The following is a 26804-nucleotide window of genomic DNA, read 5'->3' as shown; positions in this document are numbered from 1 at the left end:
ATCTGGTCTTCGGACAAAATTTTTTCGATTACTTACGAAGCTCGTGAACGTCTTTCGAGGTGGGCCGAAAATCTCAGCTCGACATCCAACTGAAATGTATCTCTTTACGGCGATTGACGGCTCTCCTATTTCCGTCGGCAACGATATCGACCAGTTGAAGGTCGAACATATCCTGCAACGCGACCGCGACGTTTGGGTCGTAAAACCAGAACACCCATTCCTTGCCATCAACGCGCAACTTCTGCGGGAGCGGGCGGCGCGACTGACACGCTTCCCCGTATTTTCCAGTGGCCACCTATTCCAAAACCTCAAGCACGGCGATATCGCAGCCCGCATAATTGCCGGGTTAGCAGGCGGAGGAGTGAACGCCGGGTTGGAGCCCGCCAGCAGAGTCATCGTTGCTGGCAGGGCGAACGCGAACGCACGGACACTGTTCAACTTCAACGAACCGCTGGTACTTGGGACAACACCCTGGTGTGCAGAGGGCACTCATCTCATCTACGTTGACGGCAACGACCTCTTCCAGCACGAATTTGCGGACCTTGTCACCGTTCGTACGCTCAGTCGCCCGAACTCAGTACACTTCGACTTCACGGCTTTGGCCGATCTGCGCGACCGCTACAATGCCGAGTACCTCAACCATCCCAAAGACGTTGAACCGAACCTAGACGCTCTGCGCCACCTGCTTGACAAAACCTTTGCTCAGAACGCATTGAGCCTTGCCGCTGCTGAAGCATTTCATGCGTTAGTCTCCCCGGGTATGGGTTCCATTGATTACCATGCGCCGGTGCTAACAAAGTACGACCGCCTGACACACGACACAGCTGGTCAACCCAAAATTGAAGTGTCCTTTGCCCTCCTGCACTATGAGACGGCGATCACCGAATTCGATGCGGTGAAGCGCCATCGCGCGTCTAAAAACTTGGACGACGCGCTCCGACATGGCGTGTCCTGCCTCGTCGCAGTTGCAGCCTGCATCGAGGCAATCGCTAACCGGTTGGTCTTTTTACAGACCGGCGCACATCCCACATATAAAGACAGGCGCCAGCCGCTGGATAAGCTCAACGACGCGGCAGTCGCGTTGGTCGCGGCCCGAGGAGGCACCTATGTTCCATTGGCAGCCGGAGATCCTACATACGATACACTTGACAGCATCCGCGTCATTCGCAACAACTTCATGCATGCCAAGGAGCTGGAGACCGACATCGACGTGTCGACCTCGGCGTCGGTCACACTGACGAGCGTTGACGAATCTCATTGCCGGAGCTATCTCAGACAACTGAGGTTAGCGGTCGATCATGTGTTCTCACAGCTGCCGCACCTTGTTCCGCCCATCGTGACGAGAGCGAATGTGGTCTGGATGGGCAACCTCGAGGTACCCTGAAACTGGAAAATAAACCCTCCATTGAAAACAACGGAACCGCAGAGACGTCGTCGCGGCCGACGATGACTATCTCAAAACGGTGAATGGCAATAAGCCAGTGAACCACCTGGATAACCTGCCCGAGTTCTACCCATCGGCCGACCTTACCCCCGATACCGCCCCGTAACAGCCGATGACGCGAAGAAAACTGCCCCAATGTTCCAGATTCGGATGCTATGAAAGTCCGTACGCTGGCAACCTATGCAAAGAGCATTACGAGGAAGACCTCGCAAAACGACGCCTGCGCGAAGAAGCCCTTGATCTGCTGCATAGATTCAAGGTGGACGGCACCGCGTTGACGAAGCCAGAGATCCGAGAAGAATATTCGCGCCTAGAACGCTGGTGGGATCGGGCATGCCGAGCCGTAAACTTCAATCGCGTCGATGACGTGCTGCAAGACGAGGCCGAATATGCTGTCGAATGGTGCATCGCTATTGCAACGAGTTTGGTAGAAGAGGAACGCCTGTTCAGGCAAGGTATTTCGCATGATCCGATGCAAAAGGTATATCGAGACGATGTCTGGGCGAGGTTCAGTAATCTTGAAGCTGGGTTGATGAGCAACGGTGTCGCGCGACGAGTATGAGCGGCATGAACAAGAAAAAGCTCAAGCGCTTTCTAGGGGAATGGTGTCGCTTCGCAGTTCGGGACGCTACGGGGCAGACCTTCGGCTGGCCGACTGTCGTTAGTGCGGTATTACTAGGCTATATCCTTAAACGCACAGGCATCGGCACGATACCCAATCAGATTGAAAACGGCCTGGCGGTTGCGATAGTCAGTTGGCTAGTAGCTTTGGTAGCAGCCATCCTGTTGACCGGCATTAGGGCTTACAGGATGGTAAAACCGCTCGGCGTGACCATCACGGACGAGCTTCGCTCACCGAACTTTACCTTCAATGAAGATGTTAAGGGCTATAGCGTAACGGCTATCGTAAAAAATCGATCGAGCGCGCATTTGAAGGACTGCGTGGCTTACGTTATAAATGCACCGCACGTAGACGGATCAATTCAGCCGCGCTATGTGGAACAGTTTGATCTCCCACCGGAGTCCAAGAAATACGTCCACTTCGGTTATTGGTTTTCTCGCCAGCCACCCCACCCAGATGATCCCGATATCAATCTGAGCGGCCCCACAAGTGCTGGATTCGGCGGGAACCGATGCAAGGTTCCAAGCCCATCACGCCTACACATTCGGGTTGTGGCGCAAGATGTAGACAGCAAAGACGTTTACTGCGACGTCTGGATCGACACGAATGCTCGTCGTCTCCAAGCTGCAGAGGTCCCTGCGCCAGATGTCGCCATCACTCAGACACCGCACAGAGAGACGGCAACCTGACCGTTAATGTGCATCCAGCATCAGGTCTCGCGCACTCGAAATTTCATAGTTAGGCAGCGCTACCGATAAGCTGGGAAACGGACTGACGCTTGATTTTGATTCCGTGCTGGCGCAGGTAGTCCCTCCAGTAGTTCATGACTCCATGAGTGAATTCGTGGAGTGGTAATGTTGTCCCGTCTGATAGCTTGACACTTATATCTTGCCCCTCGGCGGCTATTGCCTCGAATTTCCCTGCCCCATCGGAATAGATCTCGATAAATTTCGATCTCCGATGACGGACGCCCATTGTGGATGCCGCTTTGCGTTCGCCAGATACCCGGTCACGAAGCTGGAAGTGCTTTGAGGAATTAGCAATGTCCTTTATGGCAACAAGCAAAGGTTCGGTGTTCCACTCCGCGTGAAACGGATCTTTGTCCCGCTTATGAATCTTGCCCAGATGCTCAAGAAAATAGTCGCGCATAGCATGGGCGGTAACGCAGAAGTTGAAGAAATGGTCCGCTTTGTGAACACGGCTACGGGAATGGTAGGTTCTATACGACTCGCGTTCAAGTTTGCGAAACAGCGCCGCAGGCGAGGCCAGGGAAGGTGCGAGCGTCACTGCCCAATTCCTCCAAAATCAATCAGCCTGCATGTGAGATATTGAAAATGTGCGGTTACCCGACATTCAGTTTTTCCGCCAATTCCGACAACGTCACAAACACGACACCGTAAACCGACGATAACCAGGCACGATTTTCGAGATTCATTATCGTCGGCCCACCCGCGTTGTGCCCAAAGTCGTCAGAGCAGTATAGGTCGATTCCGTAGCCGACATGCGAAGCGATGCCATCACCATCGGACCACTCGGCAATCGCTTTCGCGACGGTCTTTCGCTGTGCCTTGGTTTTCGCATGGCCAAGGCCCTCAAGCCAAAGCTTAGGATTGGCCGGTGTCACACCAACCGAAGCGTTGTATTGATTGCCTAGCTCCAACGCGATCGCACGCCCAACGCCGCGCATTTCAATGGCAGCGGCAACCTTATTCACGTTCTCGCGGTGGGCAACCATCTCCTGGATCGTCTCGACGACGTAAAAAGACTGGTCAGGATCCTTCACCGTCAAACCGTCAACCCAGCGCGCGGGGCCGCGAAGAGCTCGCAGACCGAGGCTCAGCGCTTCCTCCACGGCAGCCTGATATTTTTCATCTAGCGGGGGGCGATAGTGACGGACTTCGATAGTGATGTTCGCGGTCTGATTGTCCGGCGATGTGGAACGGCGTACGACGTTCGTCTTTGCCAGCGCCTCCGCTCGGTCATTCTTCTGGATCCCTTCCAAACTTCGATATGTTTGAGAAAAATAGCCCTTGATGCGCCCATCGCCTAAAGCCGAAACGACACCGGCATGCTCATTGATCCTTGCGAGTGCATTCGCATCGAAGGTAACCGTCGTGACCACTCTGACGTTTCTCCCAATACCAGACTATCAACCTAGTACAGCCAGCATCGCACGGTGCTTGACGGAATCATGGTTGACTTCCACATGCTCGATGGGGCTCGGCCACCGAACACCCTGCCATACCGCTATGGAGTATATTCACGTGCATGACGTGCATATCACACGCCTCCACAATACACTCGCCGCCTTGTCTGCAGGTGCCTATGCATCAGAAAATATGCACCATCTGACCGCCCGCTGCTGTCCAGACTGAACGCAGGATCCGCGCTTCCAGCAACCGCGCGGCGCCGTCATCAGGCCTGCTTGAAGACGGCCGCTCGTTCGAGCAGCTCGCGACGGCGCCGATCTGTTTCCTCGTTCAACTTCTTCCGGTCCGCAAAAAACTTCCTTGCGATTTCGATGTCCTCCCGCAGCTCGTCGGTCGTCGGCGTGGCCGTGTTGGCGTCCGCCGAGGTGTCATGCGCTGCGAAATACGAACAGCGCGACATCGCCGCGTTGAGCTTCAAGAAATCTTCGTCGTCAAGCACCACCGCCCGGAGTCTCTGGGTTGAGACGCCAGGCCGGAAACGAACCACTGTCTCGTTGAAGATTGATTCTTCCACGCCGCGCTCCCAGGTCTCCCGCAGGCGCCCGTATCCGACACGAACGATGTTTTCGCAGCGCTCGATTTCTCCATCGCGAAGCAGTTGATCAGCCTCTGCCGCCATTTTCTTGATGCGCTCCAGGCGCTCGCTAACCCTCACGCCGGCGAAGGGGAGCTCGGGGAAAACAAGCCCGGCGCGCTGCCTGACACGCCGCACGCTCATAGCGCTGGCCTCGACTTTCTGGGCGCTGGCCTCGTCGGCCAAATGATTGGCGAAGGCCAGGTCGTGAGTGAACACGATCACCTGACGGTTCGACGCCTCCTGAACGAGCCGGCGCGCGACCTTTTCCCGATGTGCATGGTCGAGCGATGACATCGGGTCGTCGAAGATGATCGCGCCATGACCTTCCACCAACGACACTTCCGCCATGAAGGTGGCAAGCGCGAGCGCGCGCTGCTCGCCCTCGCTGAGGACTTCGCCGACTTTTTCAGCGCCAGAAGTGTCCAGCTTCACCTGCTGCTTGGCCTTTCCTCTCTCCATTCGCGTGGTGCTGCGGATCGGCACATGGCCAACGCCCAGCGCGGCGCATTCACGGGCGAACGCCGCCTCCGCGTCGGCGGACAGCGCCTCGGCGTGAAGTGCGCTCATTTTTCTCGAAACGGAAGTCGAATCCGCGGCGCGATGGGCGGCTTGCAGCTTCTTCTTCAAAGTCAAGTTGTCCGCAATCTGGATGATCTGCGCGAGCCGCCCCGACAGAGCTTGCCGCGACTTCAGGTCTGCAAGGGCTTGCTCGCTCTTCTTGCGCCCCTCCGCCGCCGCAAGCTTGTCGAAACGCGCGGCCTCTTCCTCGATGGCGCGCGACAGTTCGCGGAGCGCCACGGCCTGAGAAACAATGGCCGGCGTCGCGACGTCAAAGCGCTTGGCCGCCCAGGCGTCGGCGAGTCCGGTCTGTCTGCGCGACAAGTCGTCGCCGGCTTGTCGCAGAGATTCGCGCAACCCAGGCTTGGCCTGCTCGATCTCGTTCAAAAGCACATGGTCGGCCAGCAGGGCGGCCGGATCAACCGAGGCAATGGCGGAAAAAGCGGCGCTGGCTTTGAGCCTAGCGGCTTCCGCGAGTTTTTGCGCCTCCTGCTCCACGAAAGTCTCGAAGTGCCGCATGCGCTCAGCCGCAGCGGCGGCAAGATCCTGCTGGCACAGCACACAGCGGCCGCCATCAACGTGCGGAAAATGATGTCCCGGGTAAGCCAATGTCGTTGAAAACTCCTTGGCCGCGCTCAACAACGCCCGCCAGGGATCCGAGCCAGTACCAGGCAACAGGCCACCCTCGGCAGCGAACGCCTCTGCGGCAAGTTGAACGGCCGTTTCGGCGGCGACAACCGCCGATCCAAGCTCAATCGCGGCCCCTACCTTTTCAACGGAAAGCGCGGCCTCGCATCGCTCCCATCGGATCACCAGCCCATCAATGCGCGCCTTCTTGCCGCGAAGATCGGCAGCGCGCGCGGCGGGATTGGTCTCGGCGAGCTCCGCCGTCAATCGCTGAATTTCCGCAAGATCCTCATCGGACAGCGTGGCTAGCGTCGTCAGCTCCTTGCGATATGCCGGCAGGTGGGAGCGCTTGTCGAACGTCCCGAGCGCGCGGCCTGCCGCGTGCTCGCCGAGAAGGTCGGCGAACGAAGTGGCCGACGCTTGAATGCCATTGATTTCCAGTTCCAGTCGGGCACGAAGCGTCCCACACAGCGCCGCGAGCTTCGCGAGAACGTCGAGGCCGCGCGGCGTATATGCGACCTCTCCCTCCGCGTCTGTGAACGCGTGCGCGCAGTAGCTGTCGAACACCGCGATCGTTGCCAGCTCCGTGGGAGCCGGCGAGCCTTGTTGCCAGACCAGCGCGTCGGGAGCGGCGTCGCCCTCTTTCTGGACAAGAATCTCCGCGCTCGGACTCGCTCCCGCCTCGGCGGCAAAAACGTCGCCCAGGATGAGGCCACCCGTGGCTCGTGCGCGGCACGCTTTGCGCAATACGCGCGAGTATCCCGATTTCCCCGCCCCGTTGTTTCCGTAGATGACCGTCAACCCGGTCGGCGAAAACGGAATCGACTGGTCCGGGGCGATGGTATTGACGCCGCGCAGGTTGCGCAGCGCCAGGAGGGTGATCGATTTTGCAGCCTCGCCGCCGACCGGGAGCATGTCGCGAGTAAGGGGCTGCGCGACGTTCGCCGCTGCGCCTTCAACGCCGGCGTGCGCTTTTGCCAACGCAAGAATTGTGTCTATCTCGTCGTCCCCTATGCGTCCATTGACGACCAGGCGGCGGGCGGCATCGGAAAGCCAAGGCTGCTGTGTCTCAATCCAGTCGGCGATGCGTGTGAAAATCATGGACCGGCGCTCTCGCATTATTTATTGCGGCGAGTATAAGCTTTTTGCAGCCGACGCAATTCGCAAATTCGCGCGTCCCTTCAGAGGGTTCACGACGCGCGATCAAGCCTGTTAAGCGCCGGCCCGGCCGCTAGCAATCCGTCTTGCATAAATGGGTGGGGTTCCGCCAAACGATTCTTGTGCTTCGTCGTCTTCGGGAGGGCTACTTTCTTAACGCCGGAATGCAATCAAGGTGCCTGGCACGTTGGCTTCTGCTACTGAAATACACCCACCGCTCCGCATTGCGGATCAGCCGACGGTTGAAGTTCTCGACCTCGATGCCGCTAATGTCGCCTCGACATTCCCACTTAAAACCCAATCCGATGCATTCGATCTCCATCAGCACGTGCGGGCTCAATGGCATCCAGCCTTCCATCTCTTCCAGCCGGCGCAGTACACCGCTCCTAAGGACGGCAGGAGCATCACTGTTGACGAACTTTCCCGCATGCCTTGCGTAACGCAACCGTATCCTGCAGCCCTTGCCCAGGATGTCCACGGCCATCGCCAACCCTGAGATGAAAAGGTGCATCTTGATATACTCGGCCTTCTGCTGCGCTTCCAGCTGCTCATTCGCATAATAGACCGAAACCATTTCATCAGAAAGCAGCCGGCGAATTTTTGGCGTACGGAACAACTGGAGACAGAAGAAAAATACAAGACTATCGAAAGCTTCCTGAGTCTCGTTTAGAATCAATTGTTTGCCATCTTCCACCAGCTTAAGAGCTTTACCGATTCTGGTTTCAAACTCCCCATAGAAGTCTTCCAGCAGATTGTCCGATTTGTGCTGGTAATCAAAATCCTTCATGAAATCGATGAATCCGAGCATCAATCGATAAACTCCGCCCGACTCATCACGATGCGCTCGCTCCGCGAACGTGTAGCGAAGCAGATCGCCCACTGTCTGATCGAAACTGAAGACGTTGAACTTCCCCTCCCCGCCTACGTCACGTCCGGTCTTGTCAAATGACTTTCTCTCGCGAAGGTCATACACATAAATGGTGGTCGGCATCCGCCACGCCTTCAGATAGCCATCGTGTAGAAAATGATGGAACTTTTTCCGGTTCATCGTTTGAGCCAAGCCTGCTCCCTATGCAACGCCATCAAGATATCAATCGTCGGATAAAACAGACACGTTGGACGCCCCGTGCACTTTCATCCAGAATCGTTCAATCCCACAGTGTCATGCTCTCCATAACGTGGGCCGTTCCTTATCGGCTGGCACCCTATGTTCGCTTCGGCCGATGCAGAAGCGAACTGGTCACTATGAGGCATGGCCTCCGGCACGCCTCAGGCAAATCACCTCGCCCCACGGACCGGACTAGGGCTCACGGGGTTTCTCGATGTCAATTGACGCTTCACTGCGTAGCGCCGATTCCAATGCGACATTTATCTGAAGCCGCCATCGCAAAACCACCTGCTTTGTCCGAAAGCTTCGAAACTAACGGCGCGCCAACCGTTAAGACGGATCAAGCGTGAGCTCTCGGCACGCTCTCCCAGTTCGGCGCGCACCATAGCCGCCCCGCCAGCAGCGTGGATAGTTTCAAGCTGATGCCGGATGTTGAGTAGCTCGTCCGCCGCTTCTGCGGAATACAGTTTTGCAAGTCCCAACGTACGGAAATGCAGGTCAACCCGGGCAGCGAGCACTGCGCTCCAATGCGCGGGAGCGCTGACAAAGAAGCGCAAGGCAGCCGGGTCAACCTCTACCACTTCAGCGTACAGCCAACGGTCTCCCGTGATATCGTCAAAATAGGGATGCAGGGTCTCTTCGCTCGCGGTCGCAGGCAGGCTCGCCAGCTTCGCCTTATTACAGTCGCCGCACGCCGGTATCAGATTAAGAGGTGTGACCGCCAGGGCCGGATAATGCGCCTTGGGAAGATGATGATCGAGCGTGGAGACAGTTCGGTGTCCACACAGAGGGCATTTTCCCTGTGGGGCTGATGTAAAAAGCGCGTCATATGCATCCCTGCCTGGTGCACCCTTCTTTGCCATTCTATTCGTATAGACCGCTTCCATTTCGGCTCGGGTAACCAGGCCACCAACCATGGCATCCCGGGCGATCTGGTGAAGGCGATTGTGCGTAGCAGCCTGATCAAACTCCTCGGACGCATCCACAATGTCATTGATGACATCCACCATGCGCTGCTTCAGACCTTCGTCTCGGATCCGGCTGATACATGCGGAAAATACTTCCTCGGCATCGAGAACCGGACGATTCAGCTTGATCATTCCTCTTCTCCTCGCCGGGTGCGGTTAGCGAGAATTGCCCTGACAAGAGCGCGGGCCTCGCCGCCCAGCTCACTGTCGAATTTGCTCAGTACCGTGCGGAAATCATCGTCATCTTCGACAGAGGCTCGAAGCAACTGATGAAATCCGGCATCCGTAACTTCCAGCCCAAAGACCTCCCGCGTAAGCACACCAACGTTCTCACCGAAGGTTTCGACCTCGGGCCGCTCTGCCTCTACACTGCGGCCGCTACGCTGTATTTTCCAGGCGCAACTCTTCGGCACCTCCTGAAGCACAACCGGCGAGTGGGTTGCGATAATAGCTACGCCATTGCGATTGACCAACAGATCCGACAACGCCCGAACAAATGCTGAGAGCAAGGGGGGATGAAGATGCGCCTCCGGCTCATCGAGCAGTACGAGAGTGCGCTCCTCCACGGTTTCAACAAGCTTCGTGATAGTCAGCAAAACAATCTTATGGCCAGAGCTTAGTCCGGCAAACAGTTTCTTCGATTTGGCTTTAAGCTCATCGTCTTCCAGTCCCTCATCTGCCAGGCCCGCAACGTCCGCAGAACGAAATATCGGGTCGGCTTCGAGTGTCTCTAACGCCCGACGCCAACGCACCAGACGCGCCCCCCGACTGCAAATCAGAACACTGCTACCAAACTCGGCCGACAGTCGCTCCGGTGATTTTGGAGCGAGAGGTTTACCGTCCTGGGTCGTTCCCGTTCGCTTGAGTCCGATATATGCGCATGGCAATCCCTCCGACTTGTCGCGGCGATTTGGCAATGGCTCAAAAGGATCAAATGCACTGAACGTGACAGAAACCAGATTGGCGAACAGCTCTTCCTCACTCCCCCACTCATCATCCTCTTCACCAGCAGCATTGAAAGACCCAACCTCTGATTTGTCAGCTCGCTTGTCTACCAAAGAGCGCGACATGTGGTTCAGTAAATGCGTCTTGCCCACACCATTTCGACCGATTAAAACGTGGATGTTTGTCGGCGGCATGGACTCAGGCTCTACCACGAAGGACAATGTTACCGGCTCGGCCTTGGACCTTGCCGCTTTTGGTGCTGTATAGGAAAACTCATAACGGGAGAGACGCGCACCACCTCGCGCGAGTCGTGAATATTGCGTCTCGACCGTCCGTCTGGGAACTGACCTGAGCAACGAGATTCCGGTAACTTTCTCCTCCAGCGCTCGTCCAAAGCGCTCTGGATCAATCGCCACATCGCACAAAGCGCGCAAAATCTGATCGCGAAGTTCTGCCCCCAACTCGTTGAGCTTTTCGTAATAGCTATCATCCTGTCCCAGTGAAAAGAACTCCTCGCCCAGCTCATCGAACTCATCAGGGATGCTTGGGCGACGCTGGCCCTCGCTCATCTGAAACTGACCAATCTTCACGCTGCCAGCGTGGAATTCCTTTCCGTCAGCATCGTAGACGATGAGCGAGTACATCGTGTTGTACGTGAACCAGTCATCCCAGTTGTCGACCGCCAAGAATGCTCTGGAACGTTCCCCATGTCACTGACCGGCATATTCGAGCCATTCCGGGATCGGCGTAATCGAGCCACCGGATGATCGCCGCAATCGAGCCAGTGCATGATCGGCGCAATCGGGCCACTCGATGATCGGCGTATTAGAGCCACCGCAGGATCGGCGTAATCGAGCCACGTAGCGGGCTCAGTGTTCTGTCGGGCGGCAGCCCGAAACGCATTTCGAATTTCCACAACCCGGTACCTTCAGGCTTTTTGCCCGGAGGGCCGATGAGTCGAAGGAGGTTCGAAGTGTTTGAGTATCGACAGGTTCTGGCGCGCATGCGTCAGGGCGATTCCGACCGTGACATTGCCAGCGCACGCCTGATGGGGCGTGGGAAGCTGAAGACCGTCAGGCAGGTCGCGCTCGCTCGGGGCTGGCTCGATCCCGGTCGGCCCTTGCCGGACGACGCCGAACTGGCAGCGATCTTCGGACGCAATCCGAAGCTGCCGCGTAGCTGCGTCTCCACGATTGAACCGTTTCGCGATCTGGTGCGCGGCTGGTATGACGCCGACGTGCAGGGCACGACGATCTTCAACGCGCTTCAGCGCAACCACGGCTATACGGGCAGCTATTCGGCAGTGCGGCGCTTCCTGCTGCACCTGAAGGCCGAGCGCGGCGCGAGAGCGACGACGATCCTGGAGTTCGCACCGGCCGAGGCCGCACAGGTCGACTTCGGCGCCGGTCCGGTGCTCACGCATGAGTCCGGGGTTCTGCTCAAGACATGGTTCTTCGTGATGACGCTGTGCTGGTCGCGTCATCAATACGCCGAGGTCGTGCTGGATCAGACGGTCGAGACGTGGCTGGCCTGTCACCGGCGCGCCTTCGAATGGTTCGGTGGCCGCGTCGAACGCGTGATCATCGACAACGCCAAGTGCGCGATCACAAAGGCGTGCATGTACGACCCCGAGGTACAGCGCTCGTACGCCGCGCTGGCCGAGGGGTACGGCTTCCGGATCGATGCATGCCCTCCACACGATCCTGCGAAGAAGGGCGTCGTTGAGGCCGGAGTCAAATACATCAAACGATCCTTCGTGCCGCTGCGCGAATTCCGCGATCTCGCCGACGCCAACCGTCAATTGCGCGACTGGGTGATGCAGCAGGCCGGCACGCGCGAGCACGGCACGACGCGCGAGCAGCCGCTTGCACGTTTCGCCATCGAGAAGCCACTGCTCGCCAGACTGCCCGATGTGCCGCCAGTGCTGGCCGTATGGTGCGAGGTCAAGGTCCATACCGACGGGCACGTCGTCTACAAGAAGGCACTGTATTCGGTGCCGTTCACGCTCGTTGGCAAGCAGCTGTGGCTGAAGGCGACCGACACGGTCGTGCAGGTGTTCCACCGCCATGAGCTCGTCGCGACCCATCCGCGCCTGCGCAAGCCCGGCGATCGCCACACGGTGCGTGACCACCAGCCGCCTGAAGCGCAAGCGTGGCTCGAGCACGATCCACAGTGGTGCCTGGCGCGGGCAAAGGATATCGGGCCAGCCTGCCACGCGCTCGTTCTCGCGATGTTCAACGACAAGGTGCTCGTCAACCTGCGCGGCGCGCAGGGCGTCTTGAGGCTTCGCGAGAAGGTCGGCGATCAACGGCTGGAGGCTGCGTGCGAGCGTGCGCTCGTGTTCGCCAGCCCCAAGTACCGCACTGTCAAGGCGATCCTCGACAAGGGGCTGGACAGCCAGCCCACCGCAGCACCAGCGCCGACGCCGGCGCCTGCCGACACCTATCTGAACGGCGGCCGCTTCGGCCGTGACCTCCATTCCCTTCTGATCCATTGAACGCCTATGCATCCCAGTCCAGAACTGAACACGATCCTCAAGCAGTTGCGCCTCTCGGGCATCCTCGACTCGCTCGAGCAACGCAACCGTCAAGCCATCGACGGGCAACTTGCCTACACGGAGTTCCTCGCCACGCTTCTGCACGACGAGGTCGCGCGGCGAGAGCAGAAGAAGCTCGGCGTGCGGCTCGCCCGCGCTGGCTTCTCCCTAGGCAAGACGCTCGAGAACTTCGACTTCGACCGCGTGCCCAAACTCAACCGCGCTCACATCTATGATCTCGCCGCCGGCCGCTATATCGACGAGAAGGTCTGCGTGCTGATGGTCGGCCAAACCGGCGTCGGCAAGTCGCATCTCGCGCAGGCCCTGGGCCACTGCGCCGCACGCCAGGGCCGCGATGTCCTGTTCATCACGCAAACCGAATTGCTCAAGAAGCTGCATGCAGCACGGGCGACTGAGCTCTATGAACGCAAGTTGCAGCAGTTCGTGCGCGTTCCGGTGCTGATCGTCGATGACTTTGCACTCAAACCCCTGCGTGCGCCCCACGACGAAGACTTCCACGACCTGATCGCCGCCAGGTATGAGCGCGCGGCAACTATCCTGACGTCGAATCTCGACTTCAGCGAATGGGGCGACGCATTCCCCGACAACCGCATCCTCGGTGCTGCCACGCTCGATCGGCTACGGCACGGCGCCTACCGTGTCGTCATTGAGGGTGAGAGCTTCCGCAAGCCGAAACCGATGCCCGAAAACGGCGAAAACGTGGTTGCAAAATCAGGCAAAAAAACGCATTCTTGAGTCCCTTCGAAATCGCGTTTCGGGGCCATTCCAGGTGGCCTCATTACGCCGATCATCCCCGGCTCGATTACGCCGATCCGTGACACCCCAGCAGGCACCCGTCTACCATTCTGTATAACAGTAAAAAACATCGGCATCCTTCTTCCTCGTTCCCATCAAGTTCTCGCTCGCGCCTATGCCTTTCAATTCATCATCGCGTCGGAACCTGGCCGGCAGACTCGAGCGCACCAATGCGCGCGGGTGTACATGAAAGTCTCTTCTTTCACGCCAATAACTTCACGATGACCTTGGAATCAGCGCGAGCGGAAAGCACAAGGGGGCAAGATCGCGATTCACCGTAAAATTTAAGCGGAGCACAATCTCTGCGCCATGCTTCTGCTCGCCCTGAGGTTCTCCATTGTTTCCCCGATACCGCAGAGATAAAAAACTGTAACGGTCAAGTGACTTGAGAGCGTCGTCCAGGTATCCCGACGAGCGCGGTATTGCCGCCTTGCGGTAGGCTCATTGCGTCCGCGCGAACGGCATGGGGCGTGTACCTGCGCCCAGGCACCTTGACAATGACGACATACCGTGGCGCGTCCTCTCCCGCTCGCAACACAGAGCGACACTCGACAAGAGAGCGCATATGCGGTGTGCCCGCCCGCTTCGCTTCGGTCAGGTCAAGGACCAGTAGAAATCCGAGCCGGATACTGACGTTCTGATAGTCACTGGTTTGGCCCGCATAGCTCTTCGTCAAAGCATCGAACGAGGCATCCTGCAATTCGCGCTTGACCTCGATGACAATCCGTTCGCCAGTCGTCTTAAGCGCGACATCGGCTCGACCGCTCCCCAGATTCGTGGCCTCGATTTCACCAGCCGCCGTCTGCGTGGCGAGCCAGCGAAAATAGTCATCCTGCAGGGCGCTTTCGAGCGGCAGCGTCCCGTCCGCACTCTCGAAAAGATAGGCAACGGTGGCATCGTCCTTTTTGGTCATCTCAAGCCGGTTTTTCAAAAACCGGACTGTCCAGAGCAGGACGGTATCGAATAGCTTCGCACCACGCACGTTGTTGCGATGGTCTGGATGTTTCTCAACCGCAGATCGACAGTGATCAAAAATATCGATCTCGGTGCCACTCAGGTTTTCCAGGCTGGACGTAAATGCATTGGCGATCAACTCCTTGACCCTGTGCTCCGTTTCCAGACTACAACGGGCTTGCGAAAGTACGGCAGCAACCGGCGCCCAAACGGTTCCTGCCTCAAAAGGGTGACGCGGTACCTCGACAGCAGGCGACATCGCGCGTTCGATGCCCGTCAATAAGGCATGCGCCTCTGGTATCAATGCATGTTGCTGATTTTGCAGAGCCCAGCGCCTCACCAGATAGGCGTGTCCTTCACGGCCCCCAATCGATGCCTCAATCCTCGGGCGCAGCAACGTCTCGAGATATCCCTCACGATTTCGCTTCAGGACCGTGCGCCCAGCACTATATGCAGCCAGCACCTGGCTTTCGATGACCACCGCCGGTTCCCACCAGCTGACCTCATCAAGACTGTCCACCAGAGAAATCAACACGCTGGCTAGGCTGTTCCAGCACGACGCCTGAAGGTGACGGGCGCCCAGCCATGCGGGTGAGGAATCGTCCGTATGCCAAGCCAGCAGCTCGAAGGCCGCTTGATGAATCGACCGGCTTCTCGCCGCCAACTCCGGCTTCGTCCCGTGCCCTTCGAAGTCAGTGAGAAGCGTGAGACTCTCGACGTAAAGTAACGCTTCAGGTGCGTGCTCTCGCAATACCTGAGCCTTCCTGAACCAGCGTAAGGCTTCGCCGAACAAGCGAGCAGCGGTCTCCCTGCGCGGCTCATCAAGCGCAGAGGTCAACGCTGCCATTCCGAGTTCAAACGTCGCTTCGTAGGCAGCCTCCTCGCAATCGACGAGGCCTGTCAACACGTTGACCAACTCGTCCTCGCGCCAATAGGAATGCGCGACACCGAGAATCTTTGCCGCATACGGGAGATACTCAGGCCCATCGGCCAGTGTTATGCTCAACAGCGCGTCGAGCAAGCGGAATTGTCTGCGCCTGTTTGATAGCGCAAACCGGAACGCTCCCTCCAGCGCAACCGCGCGCGCATAACCAGATATCTCCCCTGACATGCTTGTGGCCTTCTGCAGCAAGGCCATGAATATCTCCTCGGCCACGATCTCCGGAAGGCTTTCGCAAGCGTGCGCCGCATCGATCATCTCGACCAGAACGGTATCGGTCACCGCACCCCGGACAAGATTACCTACGGCAGTTCTCCATTGCAGCGCGTCATCCCCACTCGCATGACCGGGCTCACGTAGCACTGCCGCCAGAACTTCGCCCGCCAGCGGTGACGTCGCGACGGTCGAAGACCCCTCAACGATCGCGCCCAAGCCGCCGAGATCAGCGACGCCTACCACCCTTCCTTCGCCCAACAGCCCATACAACGCTCGCTCCAACGGGTGGCTCGGGGGGGCTGTGGCATCCGTTACCACAGGTACCCTCCGTTTATCGCTTCCTTACGACGGTTTCCTGGAATGAATTCGTGCATCGCAGGTGAGGTGATACCCGCAACAAATATTTGAAGATGAGGGAGCTCTTCTCGCACACCCTCCAGGCCTGAAAGCAGTCCTTTTAGATCTTCTGGTGCGACTTCTTGCGCGGCCGGTGAATCAATCATGATCAGCCCCGGATGTCTCCCTATGCCGCGCCGTTCGCCAACCTGAATCATCGCGAGCACCGTGGCAACCTTCAGACGGAGACGCTCCCCCTTCGTCACCTTGCTGAAGGAGGTATCCGCGCCGCCTTTGACAAGGAACAGGTTTGCATTGCCTCGAAGTTCAGCCTTCGACAGGCTGTGCATCCCGAAGCTCTGCGCGTATCGCAGCAAACTCGTCGAGACCTCTTCGAGAAACTCGTCGCGCACCGCCTTCAGGCGCGACTCGGTTTCAACGACGATTGCTTTCAGGACCGCCGGTTCATCATCCACAACATCACTGACACCGGGGTCGAATCGCGCCTCTTCGAGACGCCCTTCGAGAATCGCAATCTCGTTTGCCAGCAACCTTCGAGCTTCAAATGTGCCGAGCTGACTGGTTAGCTCATCGCGTCTGGCTTCGATACGATCCACGTCTTCATGTAACGCAACCAGGTCATCGCCAGCCTGCTTTTTGGCCTTCTGAACCTTGTCGAACGCCGCCTTCGAGGCTTTGACACTGGCCTCCAGTTCCTCTCGGATCACGTCGGCATCTTCAGAGCCAGAGATGCCTTCACCACACACCGCACATGCATGGCTGATGGCCTCCTTTTTTTTCTTTTCCTTGTCGATCTCATGATCACACCGGGGGCAGCAGGTCGGATCAAGCAAACGAAAGATCGCCCCAGCCGCGGTGGAGTCCTTGTGGGCCTGCAAGTCTCTGCGATCCTGCAGATAAGCCGCACTTGCCTGGTCCTCGGCAACGGTCTCGCGATCCAGGCGCTCCTGCATCGCCTTCTCTCGTCGCCTGGACTCGGCATACCTTCTGCTTAGCTGTGACAATTCGGCCTGAATCGACTCGTCGGACGGCAGCGCACTGAGGCTCGCGCGCTTCTCCTCAAGCTGCACTTCGATTTCTGCCACCCGTGCCTGTCGAGACCGAGCTGCCTGACTCCGGCGCCGGTTATCCAGCTCATTGCCGGAGTCGACCAGCTTCCGGGCAGCAGTTGCAGACGCCAGCGTCGACACCCAGGGGACCCCCAGATACATCTGCATCAGCCGCGCTTGCGTTCCGGTGGTTGCGGGCAGGTCTCCCAGAACAACGTCGTAATTGGTGCCGATGAACATGGCGCCGGACAATGCGGGCCAACCATGTACCACCGTTTGCCCACTCTTGTCCTCTGATTCACTGTCTCGCCAGGTCGCCAGGCTTTCCATCGAGAACGCACGCAGAAAGAAGTCCGACATGACCGCCTCAAACTGCTTGTCACTGCTGAATGACGCGACTACCGTTGCAGCGCCCGCCGTCGATGTTCGCCGGCTCATTGATCCGCGCGCCCCTTCCCGACAGTCAACCTGAATCTCATGCTCGACACCGTCAAGTTCGAATCGCACCGACGCGTTTTGTATCCACGCCCTCACGTCATCCTGAAGATTTGTCGACGGCTTGCCACGCAGCATCCAGCGAACGACTTCCATGATTGACGATTTACCGCGAAGGTTGCGGTCCGTCATCATGCCCCACAGTCCTTCACCGAGGTCGGGCCATTCAAAGGTATACGCGCCCTTGTCCTCGACCTCCAGCTTCACTCCTCCGAAGGTGATGCTCAATAGCTTCATCCTCCGCGGAGCCGGCAATACAGGCGTCGGTACGATATGCCGCGCCGTAAGTACCTCCTCCACACGGGTCAGGGACACGTTGGCCCTGTGCGCAATGGCGTCCAGCCATTCCATGTTTGCCTTTGCCATGGTCTCCTTCCTCAGGCGGCTCGTTTCAGGCTGGCAAGCCTCTGACGCACATCAACGCCGATCGGCGGGATGACTCCGCCCAGTTGCGTCTCTGCGTAGGTGGCCTGCTCGTATTGTTTTTCTTTCAGCGCCCCGCCTCCGCGGCTGCCAGCGACGTCTGCGATCAAGGCGGCGCGATCTGCGTACCATTCCAGAATGGGCTCTTTGATGATCGCATTCTCGCAGACCACCACTGCCTTGCTCGTCAGGACGAAATCCGTCTCGTGAACCTTCGTCTTGGTTTTGACACCCGTGATCCGCACCAGGTCGCGCGACCGAAGCAAAGACAAGGCATCGTCAAGCCGCTCGAATGCACCGAACAAATAGCGGATCATCGGAATCCGCCTCAAATCCGGCTCGTCACTGTCGAAAATTGCTTCAGCCGCCGTGAGGTGTCGCACATTACCGGTTGCTTCAAAGGAGTCAAGAAGCTCGCTTGCCAGATAGTCGGGATTGCGCATCCAGAAATCGAATGCGTGCAAGCGTGCTTCACCCTTGAAGATTCTTGCGACGGCCGCGTCGCTCTGATCCACCCATTGCACGCTTCCCGCGTTCAGGAGAAACAGTATTCGGATTGCATCCCGATGAGGCGTACGAGCGTTCACGCGTTATCCTTTTTTCTTCAGCATCAACTGGATCATTGCGAACAAGCGGTGAAAGAGATAGTCAACGTGATCTACGTCTATGACTGGCCGCTGGCCGATCTCCGAGTGCCGGATCAGATGACTATTTCCAATGCTGTTCAACTCCAACGCCTCAGCCTCAAGTCGGGCTCGAAGCGATGGCTCCGTGGCAACTGCATCCAGAATGATCTTCACAGACCGCTTCTTGTCAGGGTCCGCAAGCGACTTCAGCCTCTCCCAGGCATCCCATAGTCGCTCCAGCGCCTCACGGCGCACCAGCGGATTCGGGTCAGAAAACTTCGCCCGACATTCATCCAGCATATTGTCCAGCGTGCGATCACCGGTATTGAAGCTCGTGCGCCTCAGCTCTTCGCCCAACACTGGGGGAAGCACGCGTGCCATGCGCCCCGTTGGCGACATTTCGTATGCCACACCGTTGCGGGCAAGCAGACTGTTGACGTTCGATCTAAACTCATCCCGCCCGTCCTGCTGGTCAAATCTCAGATGATGGTGCTTGAAATAGCTGTGGTACTCGCCGAGAACCGGTTTTGCGATCGAATCGTGGACAAACTCGACGAAGTCCAGAATCACCAGCGTGTCCGGCGCGAACGGCTCGCGTTCAGAATAATAGTTGTCGTCTTTAGCGCGTGCGGTTTCGAGCGGCCACAACAGCCCCGGCATCTCGGCCCGCACTGCCGCCGCCAGAGAATCGGAATCACAACCGCAAATCACCTGCCCGTCAGAACACCGCTCCGGAAAACGGAATCCAAACGAGCCGCTATTGAGCAGTCCTTGAACCACCGCAACGATCCCGGCCCACACGGTTGGTGAAATCGTCTGTATGGTCCGCGCCCGCGGACCGTTCTCACGATCACTGAAATAGTCGCCCATCGAATTGCCCAATCTTCCAAAGTAGTTGCCCGACCATGTCACCGGCATCTCGCTGTCGCACCGCCTTCGCCTCGCGCAGCTCGGGCGCCTCGCTTTCGCAAACCTCGAACCTGCCGATCGATACGAGGCCGTCCTTACAGCACCCCGCTGATACAAACTGAACCTGCATCCGTGAAGGTGGCGCGGCGCAGTTGCGCGGCGCCACCTCATGCGCCCGAATGGCCGCCTCATCCGATCCAGGGACTCAGACTCGTCAGCAACACGATGGCATTCGTCAGTTACACGTCCGTTCGGACCACCTGGCGCCGGAATTTCGGCGCAAGCATCAACTTGTGCGTCACGTACGTGACGACCTTGGACGGATTGCGCGGGTCCTTGCCCTGCTTCTCCACCCTGTCCTGCACCCGCCAGAGACCAAACATGACAATATCGGCACCCACTGGAAAGCTCAAAAGCCAGTTCGCGTCCTCATGGGCAATGCTGACTTCGAACGTCTCGACACGGTCTGGAGCAGCGGTTTTCCGGTAGAGCGCGTCACAGTTCAGAAAAGCATTCTTGAACTTCTCTCCCGGTGATGGGACGTAGTGCGAGCGCACGGTCGCCGCCAGCGCGATCGGGAAGGCGTTCGTCCCGCCCTGCCTCACCAGCTCCCACGCTTCGTCGTACCGCTCACGCTCGAAAAAGAAGTCCTTCCATGCGATGCGTCGCGTACCGAAACGCAGAATCAGTTCCGACGCCAAGAACGCATCCGATTCGCATAACGCGCGAAGGGCGACGAGGTCGGCCGTCGTTCGCACGTAACCCGAGAGCTTCTTCTCTGACTGGACAACATCGATGGTCGCATTCCCGCCCGGCGTCCCGGTACCCGTGCCGGGAGGGACGGGCGTCGTGCCGGAAAGCCCCTTGCCGCGCAGCCCATTGTGAAGCACGAGCAGTCGCAGTTCGCGTTTGCCGGTGTCGAGTGCCTTCACGAAATCCGGATCGGACTGCGCGACAATCGCCGTCAACCGTCCCGGCGCGTCATAGCGGCATCCGGCGACATGCTCGGAATCACTGGTCAGGCCGATGTAGGCGGGCACATCGATTGGCTCGATCCGGTTGGAGCGGTTCTGCTGGTAACGATGTACGAAACGCACCGCACACCCGCACGGCGGATGATCGCAGACGAGATCCGGTATCTCCCGCTGCCCGTCATGAAGCGCCTGCAACGCCTCGACGGTCCACGCCTTTCCCCGTCGGTCCAGTGCGGACCGCATCCTGATTCCTTTTCCCATCGTTCTAAATCTTTTACTGTCAGGAATGGGTATGTTATCCCATCAAGACGCCGATGTGCGCGTAACAGCAACGTTGAAATAACGACCTGTGGCGAAGGTACCGCGCGGACCCGTGAGCCTGGCCAGCGACAGCGCCGGTGGTAAATCGCGCCGGGCGCGACCCACGCAAACGTCCCTGAAAGACGGATGCGACATCCATCGGCATGACCGGCTTGCGCGCCGGATTTGTGCAATGACACCGACTGTTTGCGGAAAAGCGGATCCGCGAGCCGGACAGCCTCCGCGCCGCTGGAGCAGGGCTCGCCTTAGACCGTCTCCGCGCTTGTTCATCCTGCACGCGAAGGCACCGCGGCGGATGCCGCACGGGCGCAATCTGGCTGCAACAGCTATCCGCGATCCGCCTCCGGTTCGTTGCGCACCAAGACGTGACAGCCGGACCGTCCATACCGATGAATGGCCCCCGGATAAGCCCGGATGACCACCTCCCGGACCCAGTGCACCCGCATTGGCTGCGCGCCGCGATCTCGTCGCGTACGCATGCGGCCAGATACCCGCACCGTACCGCGCGACAGACACGGAAACCGGGCGTTGACCCCCGCCTTGCTTCAGACCTGCGGCGCGGTCCGCTGGCAATAGATCGTAATTGGCGCCTGTGCTCGCCACGCCACCCGTGTCAACGTCGGGCGCCCCCCGCCGCTTACGCATCGTGACCGGGCTTTCGCGCTGCGCGTCGAGCCCCGTTCCGCGTCTCGCCCCTGACGGGCATCAATCCCTGGCGCAGCAGTGAGCCCCGTCGCCTTCGAGGAAGATGCCGCATCCGCGGCATCGCCGCCCGGTCCACCCGGGACGCGGCATGCATCCGGCTCCCTGGTTACCGCCCTTGACCCGCGACCGTAGCCGATAGCGGGCAGGCATCAAGGGGCGAGGGACCGTGTTGCCCGCACCCCTCCCTCGCCTTTTTCCTTGACGCCTGCCCGCTATCGGCTCCTTCAGTCGCACGGGCGGAAACCCGGGAGCCTGGCGGCAGCAAGGCCAACCCCGAGTTCCACCGGAAGGTGTCCAGCCGCAACGGCACGGCGCATTCCTCCGCCCGGTTTCAGACCTCAACCTTGACTGTGGAGACTGCCATGCAACTCGCATCCTCTTTCCGTTCCGGCGCCCCGATGCTGCGCGCCGATTCCCCGCTCTCGGACGACCAGATGCGCCGCGTCGCGCCATCGATTTTCGCGGACGGCAAGCACGAAAGCCGCTCCGAGCGATACACCTACATCCCCACCATCGATGTGCTGCGTGGCCTGCGTAACGAGGGCTTCCAGCCCTTCATGGTGTGCCAGACCCGCGTGCGCGCTCAGGACAAGCGCGAATTCACCAAGCATCTGATCCGCATGCGCCCTGCGAGCGAGATTACCGGCGAGGACGTCAACGAAATCATCCTCCTCAACTCGCACGATGGAAGCAGCGGGTTCCAGTTACTCGGTGGCGTCTATCGCTTCGTCTGCCAGAACGGTATGGTTGCGGGCGAAACCGTGGGCGAGGTCCGCGTCCCCCACAGGGGCAACATCGTGCAGAACGTCGTCAACGGCGCGTTCGACGTGCTCGACGGCTTTGACCTGATCCGCGAACAGAAGGACGGCATGCGCGCCGTGACACTCACCCGTGACGAACAGCACGCGTTCGCCCGCTCGGCCCTCGCCCTGCGCTACGACCCGACCGACACGGAAGCGCCCGCCCCGATCACAGAAAGCCAGCTGCTCAACGTGCGCCGCTTCGAGGACCGCCGCGACGATCTCTGGACGGTTTTTAACCGCATTCAAGAATCTTTAACAAAAGGCGGATTGCACGGGCGCTCGCGCAGCGGACGCTCCATGTCCACCCGCCCCGTCACCGGCATCGACCAGAACGTGAAACTGAACCGCGCGCTGTGGATGCTCGCGGACGCGATGCGTCAGATGAAGGCGTAAGCACGGCACGGGCAGCGGCCCATCGCTGCCCGACTCCGGCCCATACCATCAGGATTCCTATTCGGGTCATTCCTGATGGCAAGCCGCAGCACCGTGACCCGAAACCTTCCTTTCTCTATCTGGAGCAAATCATGCAAGCCGAAGTCAACACGCAAATGAACGACACCGCAAACGCCGCCACAGCCGACACCGTCACAGACTCGACGGCCAATGCTGCGCCGCTGCTCGAAACCAGTTTCGGCAACGAGCAGCCAGTCGTGTCCGTACCGTATTCCGCCCTGCGGCGCTCGCCGCTCAATGCCCGTACAAAACCGCTGTCGGGCATTGACTCGCTCGCCACGAACATCAGGGCAAAAGGGCTGTTGCAGAACTTGATTGTTCACGAAGTGAAGGGCTCGCGCGGCAAACATCGCAAGCTTGGCGTCTGTGCCGGTCAACGCCGACAGGCCGCGCTCGATCTGCTGTTCGAGCAGGGCCACATTACCGCCGAATATCCGGTACCGGTGCGCATCGTCAGCGAGGGCGAAGCCCTTGCCATTTCGCTGATCGAGAACAGCGAACGCGAAGGACTCGACCCGTTCGACGTGCTGCGCGCCTACCGGATGCTGGCCGAGGAAGGTCGCAGCGTCGATTACGTGGCCGCGCTTTTCTCCGCCGCGCCAATCACGATTAAACGGCGCATGAAGCTCGCCAGCGCCTCCCCAAAGCTGCTTGCCCTGCTGCGCGAGGACGCCATCACGCTCGACCAGCTTTCGGCGCTCGCTCTCACCGAAGATCACGAGACGCAAGAGGGTATCTGGTTCGAAGCAAACGAGTGGCAACGTCAGCCCAACTATCTGCGGCAGGCGATCACACGCACCGAGATCGACGCGAGCCGCAGCCGTCTGGTGCGCTTCGTGGGGCTGGACGCCTATGAAGCAGCGGGAGGCTACGTGAGACGTGATCTCTTCAGTGACGACGAAAACGCGGGTTACATTGCCGACCCCGAACTGTTGCAACGCCTCGCCGCCGCGAAGCTCGACGCCGCCGCCGAAGAAGTCCGCATCGAAGGGTGGGGCTGGACCGAACAGCGTATCGAGCGCGACGTGTTCGAACTGAACCGCTACGGCAGATTGCAACCTGTGCAGCGCCCCTTCACCGACGACGAACGGCGAGACATGGACACGCTCACCGCGCAGCAGGATGAACTGGCCGAAAAGTTCGAAGCACTGTCGGAGGACAACGAGAACGCCTACGAGGAAGGCGAACGCCTCGAAGCCGAAATCGACAGGGTGAACGCGGCTATTTTCGCGCTCGAAAGCCGCGCGGAAACATGGGACGCGCAGCAGATGGCCGAAGCGGGTGCATTCGTGATGGTCGGCCCGCAGGGCGAACTGATCATCGCGCGGGGTCTGGTGCGCCGTGAAAACAGCGCTGCACTGGAGGCGGTGGGCGCGACCGTGACCGGCACGCCGGAAACTGAACGCGCATCCGGCGAGAAAGAGAAACCCGAAGCGACCGAGAAGCCTGTTCACAGCGCGAAGCTGTGCCAGCGCCTCACTGCGCATCGCACCGCCGCTGTTCACGCGGAACTGATCGCTCGGCCAACCGTCGCCCTCGCCGCCGTCCTGCAACGCCTGATTCCGGAAGTCTTTCCGGAGGGATATGGGACGCGTTTCGCACCGCAGGCGCTGAAACTGTCCTGCACGAGCAACCGCGACGGTCTACTCGGCGCGGCGGACGATCTGCCCACGAGCACTGCGTGGAGTCTCATTGAGGCACAGCGCGAGCGGTGGGGACGTGAACTCCCTGCGCGGCGAGCGGACCTGCTGCCTTGGCTGATTGAACAGGATCCCGGCACGACCCTGCTCGACCTGCTCGCCTTCTGCACCGGCGCGCTGCTTGACGGTATCGCGAGTGACGAGAAGCCTCATGCCATCAATGCGCTCGCGAGTGCCCTGGACCTCGACATGACGCGGTACTGGACGCCCACGCGCGCCTCGTATTTCGATCACGTCAGCAAGGCGCGCATCGCGGAGGTCGTCGCGAGCGCCGTGTCCCCGAAGGTGGCCGCCGACCTCGGCAAGATGAAGAAGGCCGACGCGGCAGCCGCCGCTGAACTGCGGCTTGTGAAAGCCGCATGGGTCCCGGAAATCCTCACCGATCGCGACGAGGATGAGGACGACAGCGACGATACCGATACCGGGAACGGAGGGAACGAAACGCCGGAAGGTGAGGACGGCCACCCGAAACCGGATGCCGGGACCGGCACGGAACACATCAACAACACACCTGCCGACGCAGAAGCCGCTCCCGTCGCGAGCAGACCGCTGACGCCGTGGCCCTTCCCCACTGCGGATGGCATGAACGGCACGCAATCCGGCCCGCGCGCGGCCTGACCCCTACCCCTCGCCCCGGCAACGGGGCGAGGGGTAGGGGTCAGGTCCGTACCCGCTGCCTGCTTGTCTGGCGTAGAAAACCATCATGACCACCCGCATCCGAATGACCGTGCTCGCCACCAATGCGGAGGGCTCACCCGACCTCTATCTGACGTCCGTCGAGGCGACCGACCTGCAATACAGTGAAGGGCAGCACTTCGACATGGCGCTCGCCCGCGCCGAAGATGAAGGCTACCGGGCACCGATGATTGCCTTCGACCAGAACGACGCGGCAGCAGACGTGCTCTGCCATGCCGCCGCGTTCATGGAAGGCGAGACCGATGAGGTGTAGGCTGTGCGGGCGGACGGAGAACCGCCTGCCTGCACAGAATGGCTGCTCGCCCACCAACCTGCCAGCCCGCCAACGCCCGCCGCCAGCATCATCACAACCAGGCCGCCGATTGCCAGCCCGTAACACACCCTCGCGAACCGCCGTGCAGTAACCCGTTCATACGATTCCACTGCTGCATCGAGCCGTTGCCGCTGATCGCGTGCCGCGATAGCTATCGCACCCACAAGCCGGTTCCCTGCTGCATGAGCAATCCGGTTCGCGGCCCGTCCCGACAGCAACGTCAATGCCTCGCTGTTCAATTCCGCGAGCGCGGCCCGATAGCGCGTTTCGTGCTCGCGGATCATCTGTTCGGCCAGTTCGATCGTCGCCTTGCAGCGCGCGAGCGCATCGCGATGCTGCCCCATCAGCGCATCCACCGCCATGCCCGTCTCGGCCCGTACCGCATCGAGACTGCGTGCGCTCGCCTGCCGGATGCGTTCCGGCATCGCCTCATAGAGCCGCCCATAGTATTCGAGCATGACCAGCACAGACCACAGCGCATCGTTATCGCGCAGGTTCAGCGCCCCCGACACCCGCCGCATCCGCAACATACTGGCGTCGTCGGGTAATTCGCCCGTGACGTCGAGAAACAGGCGGGCAAGTTCATCCGGCGGCCTGCCTCGCCTGTTACCCATCGACCGTCACCCTGTCAAACATCGTTCCGCACAGCGCGCGCCATCGCAGCAACTCCGCCCGTTCGCCGATATGCATCGTCTCGACAGCCTTGCGTATCGACAGACGCTGACCACGCAGTTCGTCGGCAACCCGATCCGCGAGTTCGGGAAAATCAAGCGACTTGCCCTTCTTCTCAATGGTTTTGCGAAGCTCCGAGGTCTGATACAGAGTGAACTTGTCCGGCGTGCCGAAGTACCCGTTGCGTACAACGTGTGATAGCGCATCGGGGAAGGTCCGGCTGAAACCATGCAGCAGTTCGAGACTGTCGCGCTGCCGGTTAATCACCCACAGGACGACTAGTCGGCGCTGAAGCTCGCCCAACGTACCGGCCAGCATCGCACCAAATCGCGCAACACCTGCCTGATTACGCGCCGCCGTATTGACGATTACTGCCGCGTCCCGGTGTCCGTCGCAGAAATTGACGAGGCCAATCCAGCCGTCTGCATCATCCAGACTATAGGCAACGCAATGCATCTCGTCCTGAACCGCCTTCATGACGTCCGGATTTGAGGTGTCGGTTTCAACCAGCGCGGCATGGATATCCTGACACTGGAGATAATCGGCCAGCGCAAGCGATACAAAGCTCTTGCCCACACCGCCCTTGCTGCCGCCAACCAGATAAATGGGGGAAATCGTCGTGTCCATTT

The 26804-nt window shown here is 59.5% G+C and carries 21 protein-coding genes; 8 read left to right on the top strand and 13 right to left on the bottom strand.

The features are described from left to right. The first annotated feature begins 43 nt into the window (after positions 1-43). From QEN71_RS06915 to QEN71_RS06905, 3 genes are all read left to right on the top strand, one after another. Positions 44-1384: a hypothetical protein gene (locus QEN71_RS06915; RefSeq protein ID WP_201656090.1), complete on the top strand. Its 1341-nt coding sequence runs from the start codon at positions 44-46 to the stop codon at positions 1382-1384. A 172-nt stretch (positions 1385-1556) separates the two neighbouring features. Further along, positions 1557-2006, top strand: coding sequence for a hypothetical protein (locus QEN71_RS06910; RefSeq protein WP_201656087.1), 450 nt, complete (start codon positions 1557-1559; stop codon positions 2004-2006). Between the two features lie 5 nt (positions 2007-2011). Beyond that, a complete protein-coding gene (locus QEN71_RS06905; protein WP_201656084.1) occupies positions 2012-2755 on the top strand; it encodes a hypothetical protein in 744 nt (247 codons plus the stop codon). 49 nt (positions 2756-2804) lie between these two features. Here QEN71_RS06905 and QEN71_RS06900 read toward each other — a convergent pair whose 3' ends face one another. From QEN71_RS06900 to QEN71_RS06875, 6 genes are all read right to left on the bottom strand, one after another. After that, positions 2805-3353, bottom strand: coding sequence for a hypothetical protein (locus QEN71_RS06900; RefSeq protein ID WP_201656081.1), 549 nt, complete (start codon positions 3351-3353; stop codon positions 2805-2807). A gap of 55 nt (positions 3354-3408) precedes the next feature. Continuing rightward, positions 3409-4188, bottom strand: coding sequence for a hypothetical protein (locus QEN71_RS06895; protein WP_201656078.1), 780 nt, complete (start codon positions 4186-4188; stop codon positions 3409-3411). Positions 4189-4481: 293 nt separating this feature from the next. Continuing rightward, complete coding sequence (locus QEN71_RS06890; protein WP_201656075.1) at positions 4482-7139, bottom strand: AAA family ATPase; 2658 nt, start codon at positions 7137-7139, stop codon at positions 4482-4484. Positions 7140-7341: 202 nt separating this feature from the next. After that, positions 7342-8256: a DUF4238 domain-containing protein gene (locus tag QEN71_RS06885; RefSeq protein WP_201656072.1), complete on the bottom strand. Its 915-nt coding sequence runs from the start codon at positions 8254-8256 to the stop codon at positions 7342-7344. A 308-nt stretch (positions 8257-8564) separates the two neighbouring features. Further along, positions 8565-9404 (bottom strand): HNH endonuclease, encoded by an 840-nt coding sequence (locus QEN71_RS06880; RefSeq protein WP_201656069.1) that lies wholly within the window; start codon positions 9402-9404, stop codon positions 8565-8567. After that, positions 9401-10903 (bottom strand): AAA family ATPase, encoded by a 1503-nt coding sequence (locus tag QEN71_RS06875; RefSeq protein WP_201656066.1) that lies wholly within the window; start codon positions 10901-10903, stop codon positions 9401-9403. The genes QEN71_RS06880 and QEN71_RS06875 overlap by 4 nt, the downstream gene beginning before the upstream one ends. 287 nt (positions 10904-11190) lie before the next feature. On the opposite strand from QEN71_RS06875, the gene istA reads away from it, so the two are divergent. Then, positions 11191-12714: an IS21 family transposase gene (gene istA / locus QEN71_RS06870; protein ID WP_201662938.1), complete on the top strand. Its 1524-nt coding sequence runs from the start codon at positions 11191-11193 to the stop codon at positions 12712-12714. 6 nt (positions 12715-12720) lie between these two features. After that, positions 12721-13509: an IS21-like element helper ATPase IstB gene (istB, locus tag QEN71_RS06865; RefSeq protein ID WP_201662941.1), complete on the top strand. Its 789-nt coding sequence runs from the start codon at positions 12721-12723 to the stop codon at positions 13507-13509. A gap of 436 nt (positions 13510-13945) precedes the next feature. Here istB and QEN71_RS06860 read toward each other — a convergent pair whose 3' ends face one another. The 5 genes from QEN71_RS06860 to QEN71_RS06840 form a co-directional block, all read right to left on the bottom strand. After that, positions 13946-15949, bottom strand: a complete 2004-nt coding sequence (locus QEN71_RS06860; RefSeq protein ID WP_201661426.1) for a hypothetical protein — start codon at positions 15947-15949, stop codon at positions 13946-13948. A 41-nt stretch (positions 15950-15990) separates the two neighbouring features. Next, positions 15991-17946, bottom strand: coding sequence for a coiled-coil domain-containing protein (locus tag QEN71_RS06855; RefSeq protein WP_201661424.1), 1956 nt, complete (start codon positions 17944-17946; stop codon positions 15991-15993). Between the two features lie 11 nt (positions 17947-17957). Beyond that, positions 17958-18590, bottom strand: coding sequence for a hypothetical protein (locus QEN71_RS06850; protein WP_201661422.1), 633 nt, complete (start codon positions 18588-18590; stop codon positions 17958-17960). A 3-nt stretch (positions 18591-18593) separates the two neighbouring features. After that, entirely contained in the window at positions 18594-19499 is a 906-nt protein-coding gene (locus QEN71_RS06845; protein ID WP_201661420.1) for an AbiJ-NTD4 domain-containing protein, read from the bottom strand. A 278-nt stretch (positions 19500-19777) separates the two neighbouring features. After that, positions 19778-20755, bottom strand: coding sequence for a hypothetical protein (locus QEN71_RS06840; protein ID WP_233472157.1), 978 nt, complete (start codon positions 20753-20755; stop codon positions 19778-19780). A gap of 1145 nt (positions 20756-21900) precedes the next feature. Here QEN71_RS06840 and QEN71_RS06835 point away from each other — a divergent pair. From QEN71_RS06835 to QEN71_RS06825, 3 genes are all read left to right on the top strand, one after another. After that, entirely contained in the window at positions 21901-22734 is an 834-nt protein-coding gene (locus tag QEN71_RS06835; protein ID WP_201661415.1) for a DUF932 domain-containing protein, read from the top strand. Between the two features lie 131 nt (positions 22735-22865). After that, complete coding sequence (locus QEN71_RS06830) at positions 22866-25112, top strand: ParB/RepB/Spo0J family partition protein (protein WP_201661413.1); 2247 nt, start codon at positions 22866-22868, stop codon at positions 25110-25112. Positions 25113-25197: 85 nt separating this feature from the next. Further along, on the top strand, positions 25198-25443 hold the full coding sequence (locus tag QEN71_RS06825) for a hypothetical protein (protein ID WP_201661410.1): 246 nt from the start codon (positions 25198-25200) through the stop codon (positions 25441-25443). On the opposite strand, the gene QEN71_RS06820 is transcribed toward QEN71_RS06825, so the two are convergent. Both QEN71_RS06820 and QEN71_RS06815 read right to left on the bottom strand, forming a co-directional pair. Further along, a complete protein-coding gene (locus tag QEN71_RS06820; protein ID WP_201661407.1) occupies positions 25344-26117 on the bottom strand; it encodes a hypothetical protein in 774 nt (257 codons plus the stop codon). The two genes, QEN71_RS06825 and QEN71_RS06820, sit on opposite strands and share 100 nt — an antisense overlap. Next, complete coding sequence (locus QEN71_RS06815; RefSeq protein ID WP_201661404.1) at positions 26110-26802, bottom strand: nucleotide-binding protein; 693 nt, start codon at positions 26800-26802, stop codon at positions 26110-26112. Before QEN71_RS06815 ends, QEN71_RS06820 begins: the two co-directional genes overlap by 8 nt. Between the last annotated feature and the right edge of the window lie 2 nt (positions 26803-26804).

The organism is Paraburkholderia sabiae (genome assembly GCF_030412785.1).
GTDB classification, from domain to species: domain Bacteria; phylum Pseudomonadota; class Gammaproteobacteria; order Burkholderiales; family Burkholderiaceae; genus Paraburkholderia; species Paraburkholderia sabiae.
This window is presented reverse-complemented; position numbering and strand designations above follow the sequence as displayed.

Bases quoted from the DNA above. Each gene is read 5' to 3' on its own strand.
- QEN71_RS06910 (WP_201656087.1), top strand. From the start codon at position 1,557: ATGACGCGAAGAAAACTGCCCCAATGTTCCAGATTCGGATGCTATGAA.
- QEN71_RS06905 (WP_201656084.1), top strand. From the start codon at position 2,012: ATGAACAAGAAAAAGCTCAAGCGCTTTCTAGGGGAATGGTGTCGCTTC.
- QEN71_RS06890 (WP_201656075.1), bottom strand. From the start codon at position 7,139: ATGATTTTCACACGCATCGCCGACTGGATTGAGACACAGCAGCCTTGG.
- QEN71_RS06880 (WP_201656069.1), bottom strand. From the start codon at position 9,404: ATGATCAAGCTGAATCGTCCGGTTCTCGATGCCGAGGAAGTATTTTCC.
- istB (WP_201662941.1), top strand. From the start codon at position 12,721: ATGCATCCCAGTCCAGAACTGAACACGATCCTCAAGCAGTTGCGCCTC.
- QEN71_RS06855 (WP_201661424.1), bottom strand. From the start codon at position 17,946: ATGGCAAAGGCAAACATGGAATGGCTGGACGCCATTGCGCACAGGGCC.
- QEN71_RS06845 (WP_201661420.1), bottom strand. From the start codon at position 19,499: ATGGGCGACTATTTCAGTGATCGTGAGAACGGTCCGCGGGCGCGGACC.
- QEN71_RS06840 (WP_233472157.1), bottom strand. From the start codon at position 20,755: ATGCGGTCCGCACTGGACCGACGGGGAAAGGCGTGGACCGTCGAGGCG.
- QEN71_RS06835 (WP_201661415.1), top strand. From the start codon at position 21,901: ATGCAACTCGCATCCTCTTTCCGTTCCGGCGCCCCGATGCTGCGCGCC.
- QEN71_RS06830 (WP_201661413.1), top strand. From the start codon at position 22,866: ATGCAAGCCGAAGTCAACACGCAAATGAACGACACCGCAAACGCCGCC.
- QEN71_RS06825 (WP_201661410.1), top strand. From the start codon at position 25,198: ATGACCACCCGCATCCGAATGACCGTGCTCGCCACCAATGCGGAGGGC.
- QEN71_RS06820 (WP_201661407.1), bottom strand. From the start codon at position 26,117: ATGGGTAACAGGCGAGGCAGGCCGCCGGATGAACTTGCCCGCCTGTTT.
- QEN71_RS06815 (WP_201661404.1), bottom strand. From the start codon at position 26,802: ATGGACACGACGATTTCCCCCATTTATCTGGTTGGCGGCAGCAAGGGC.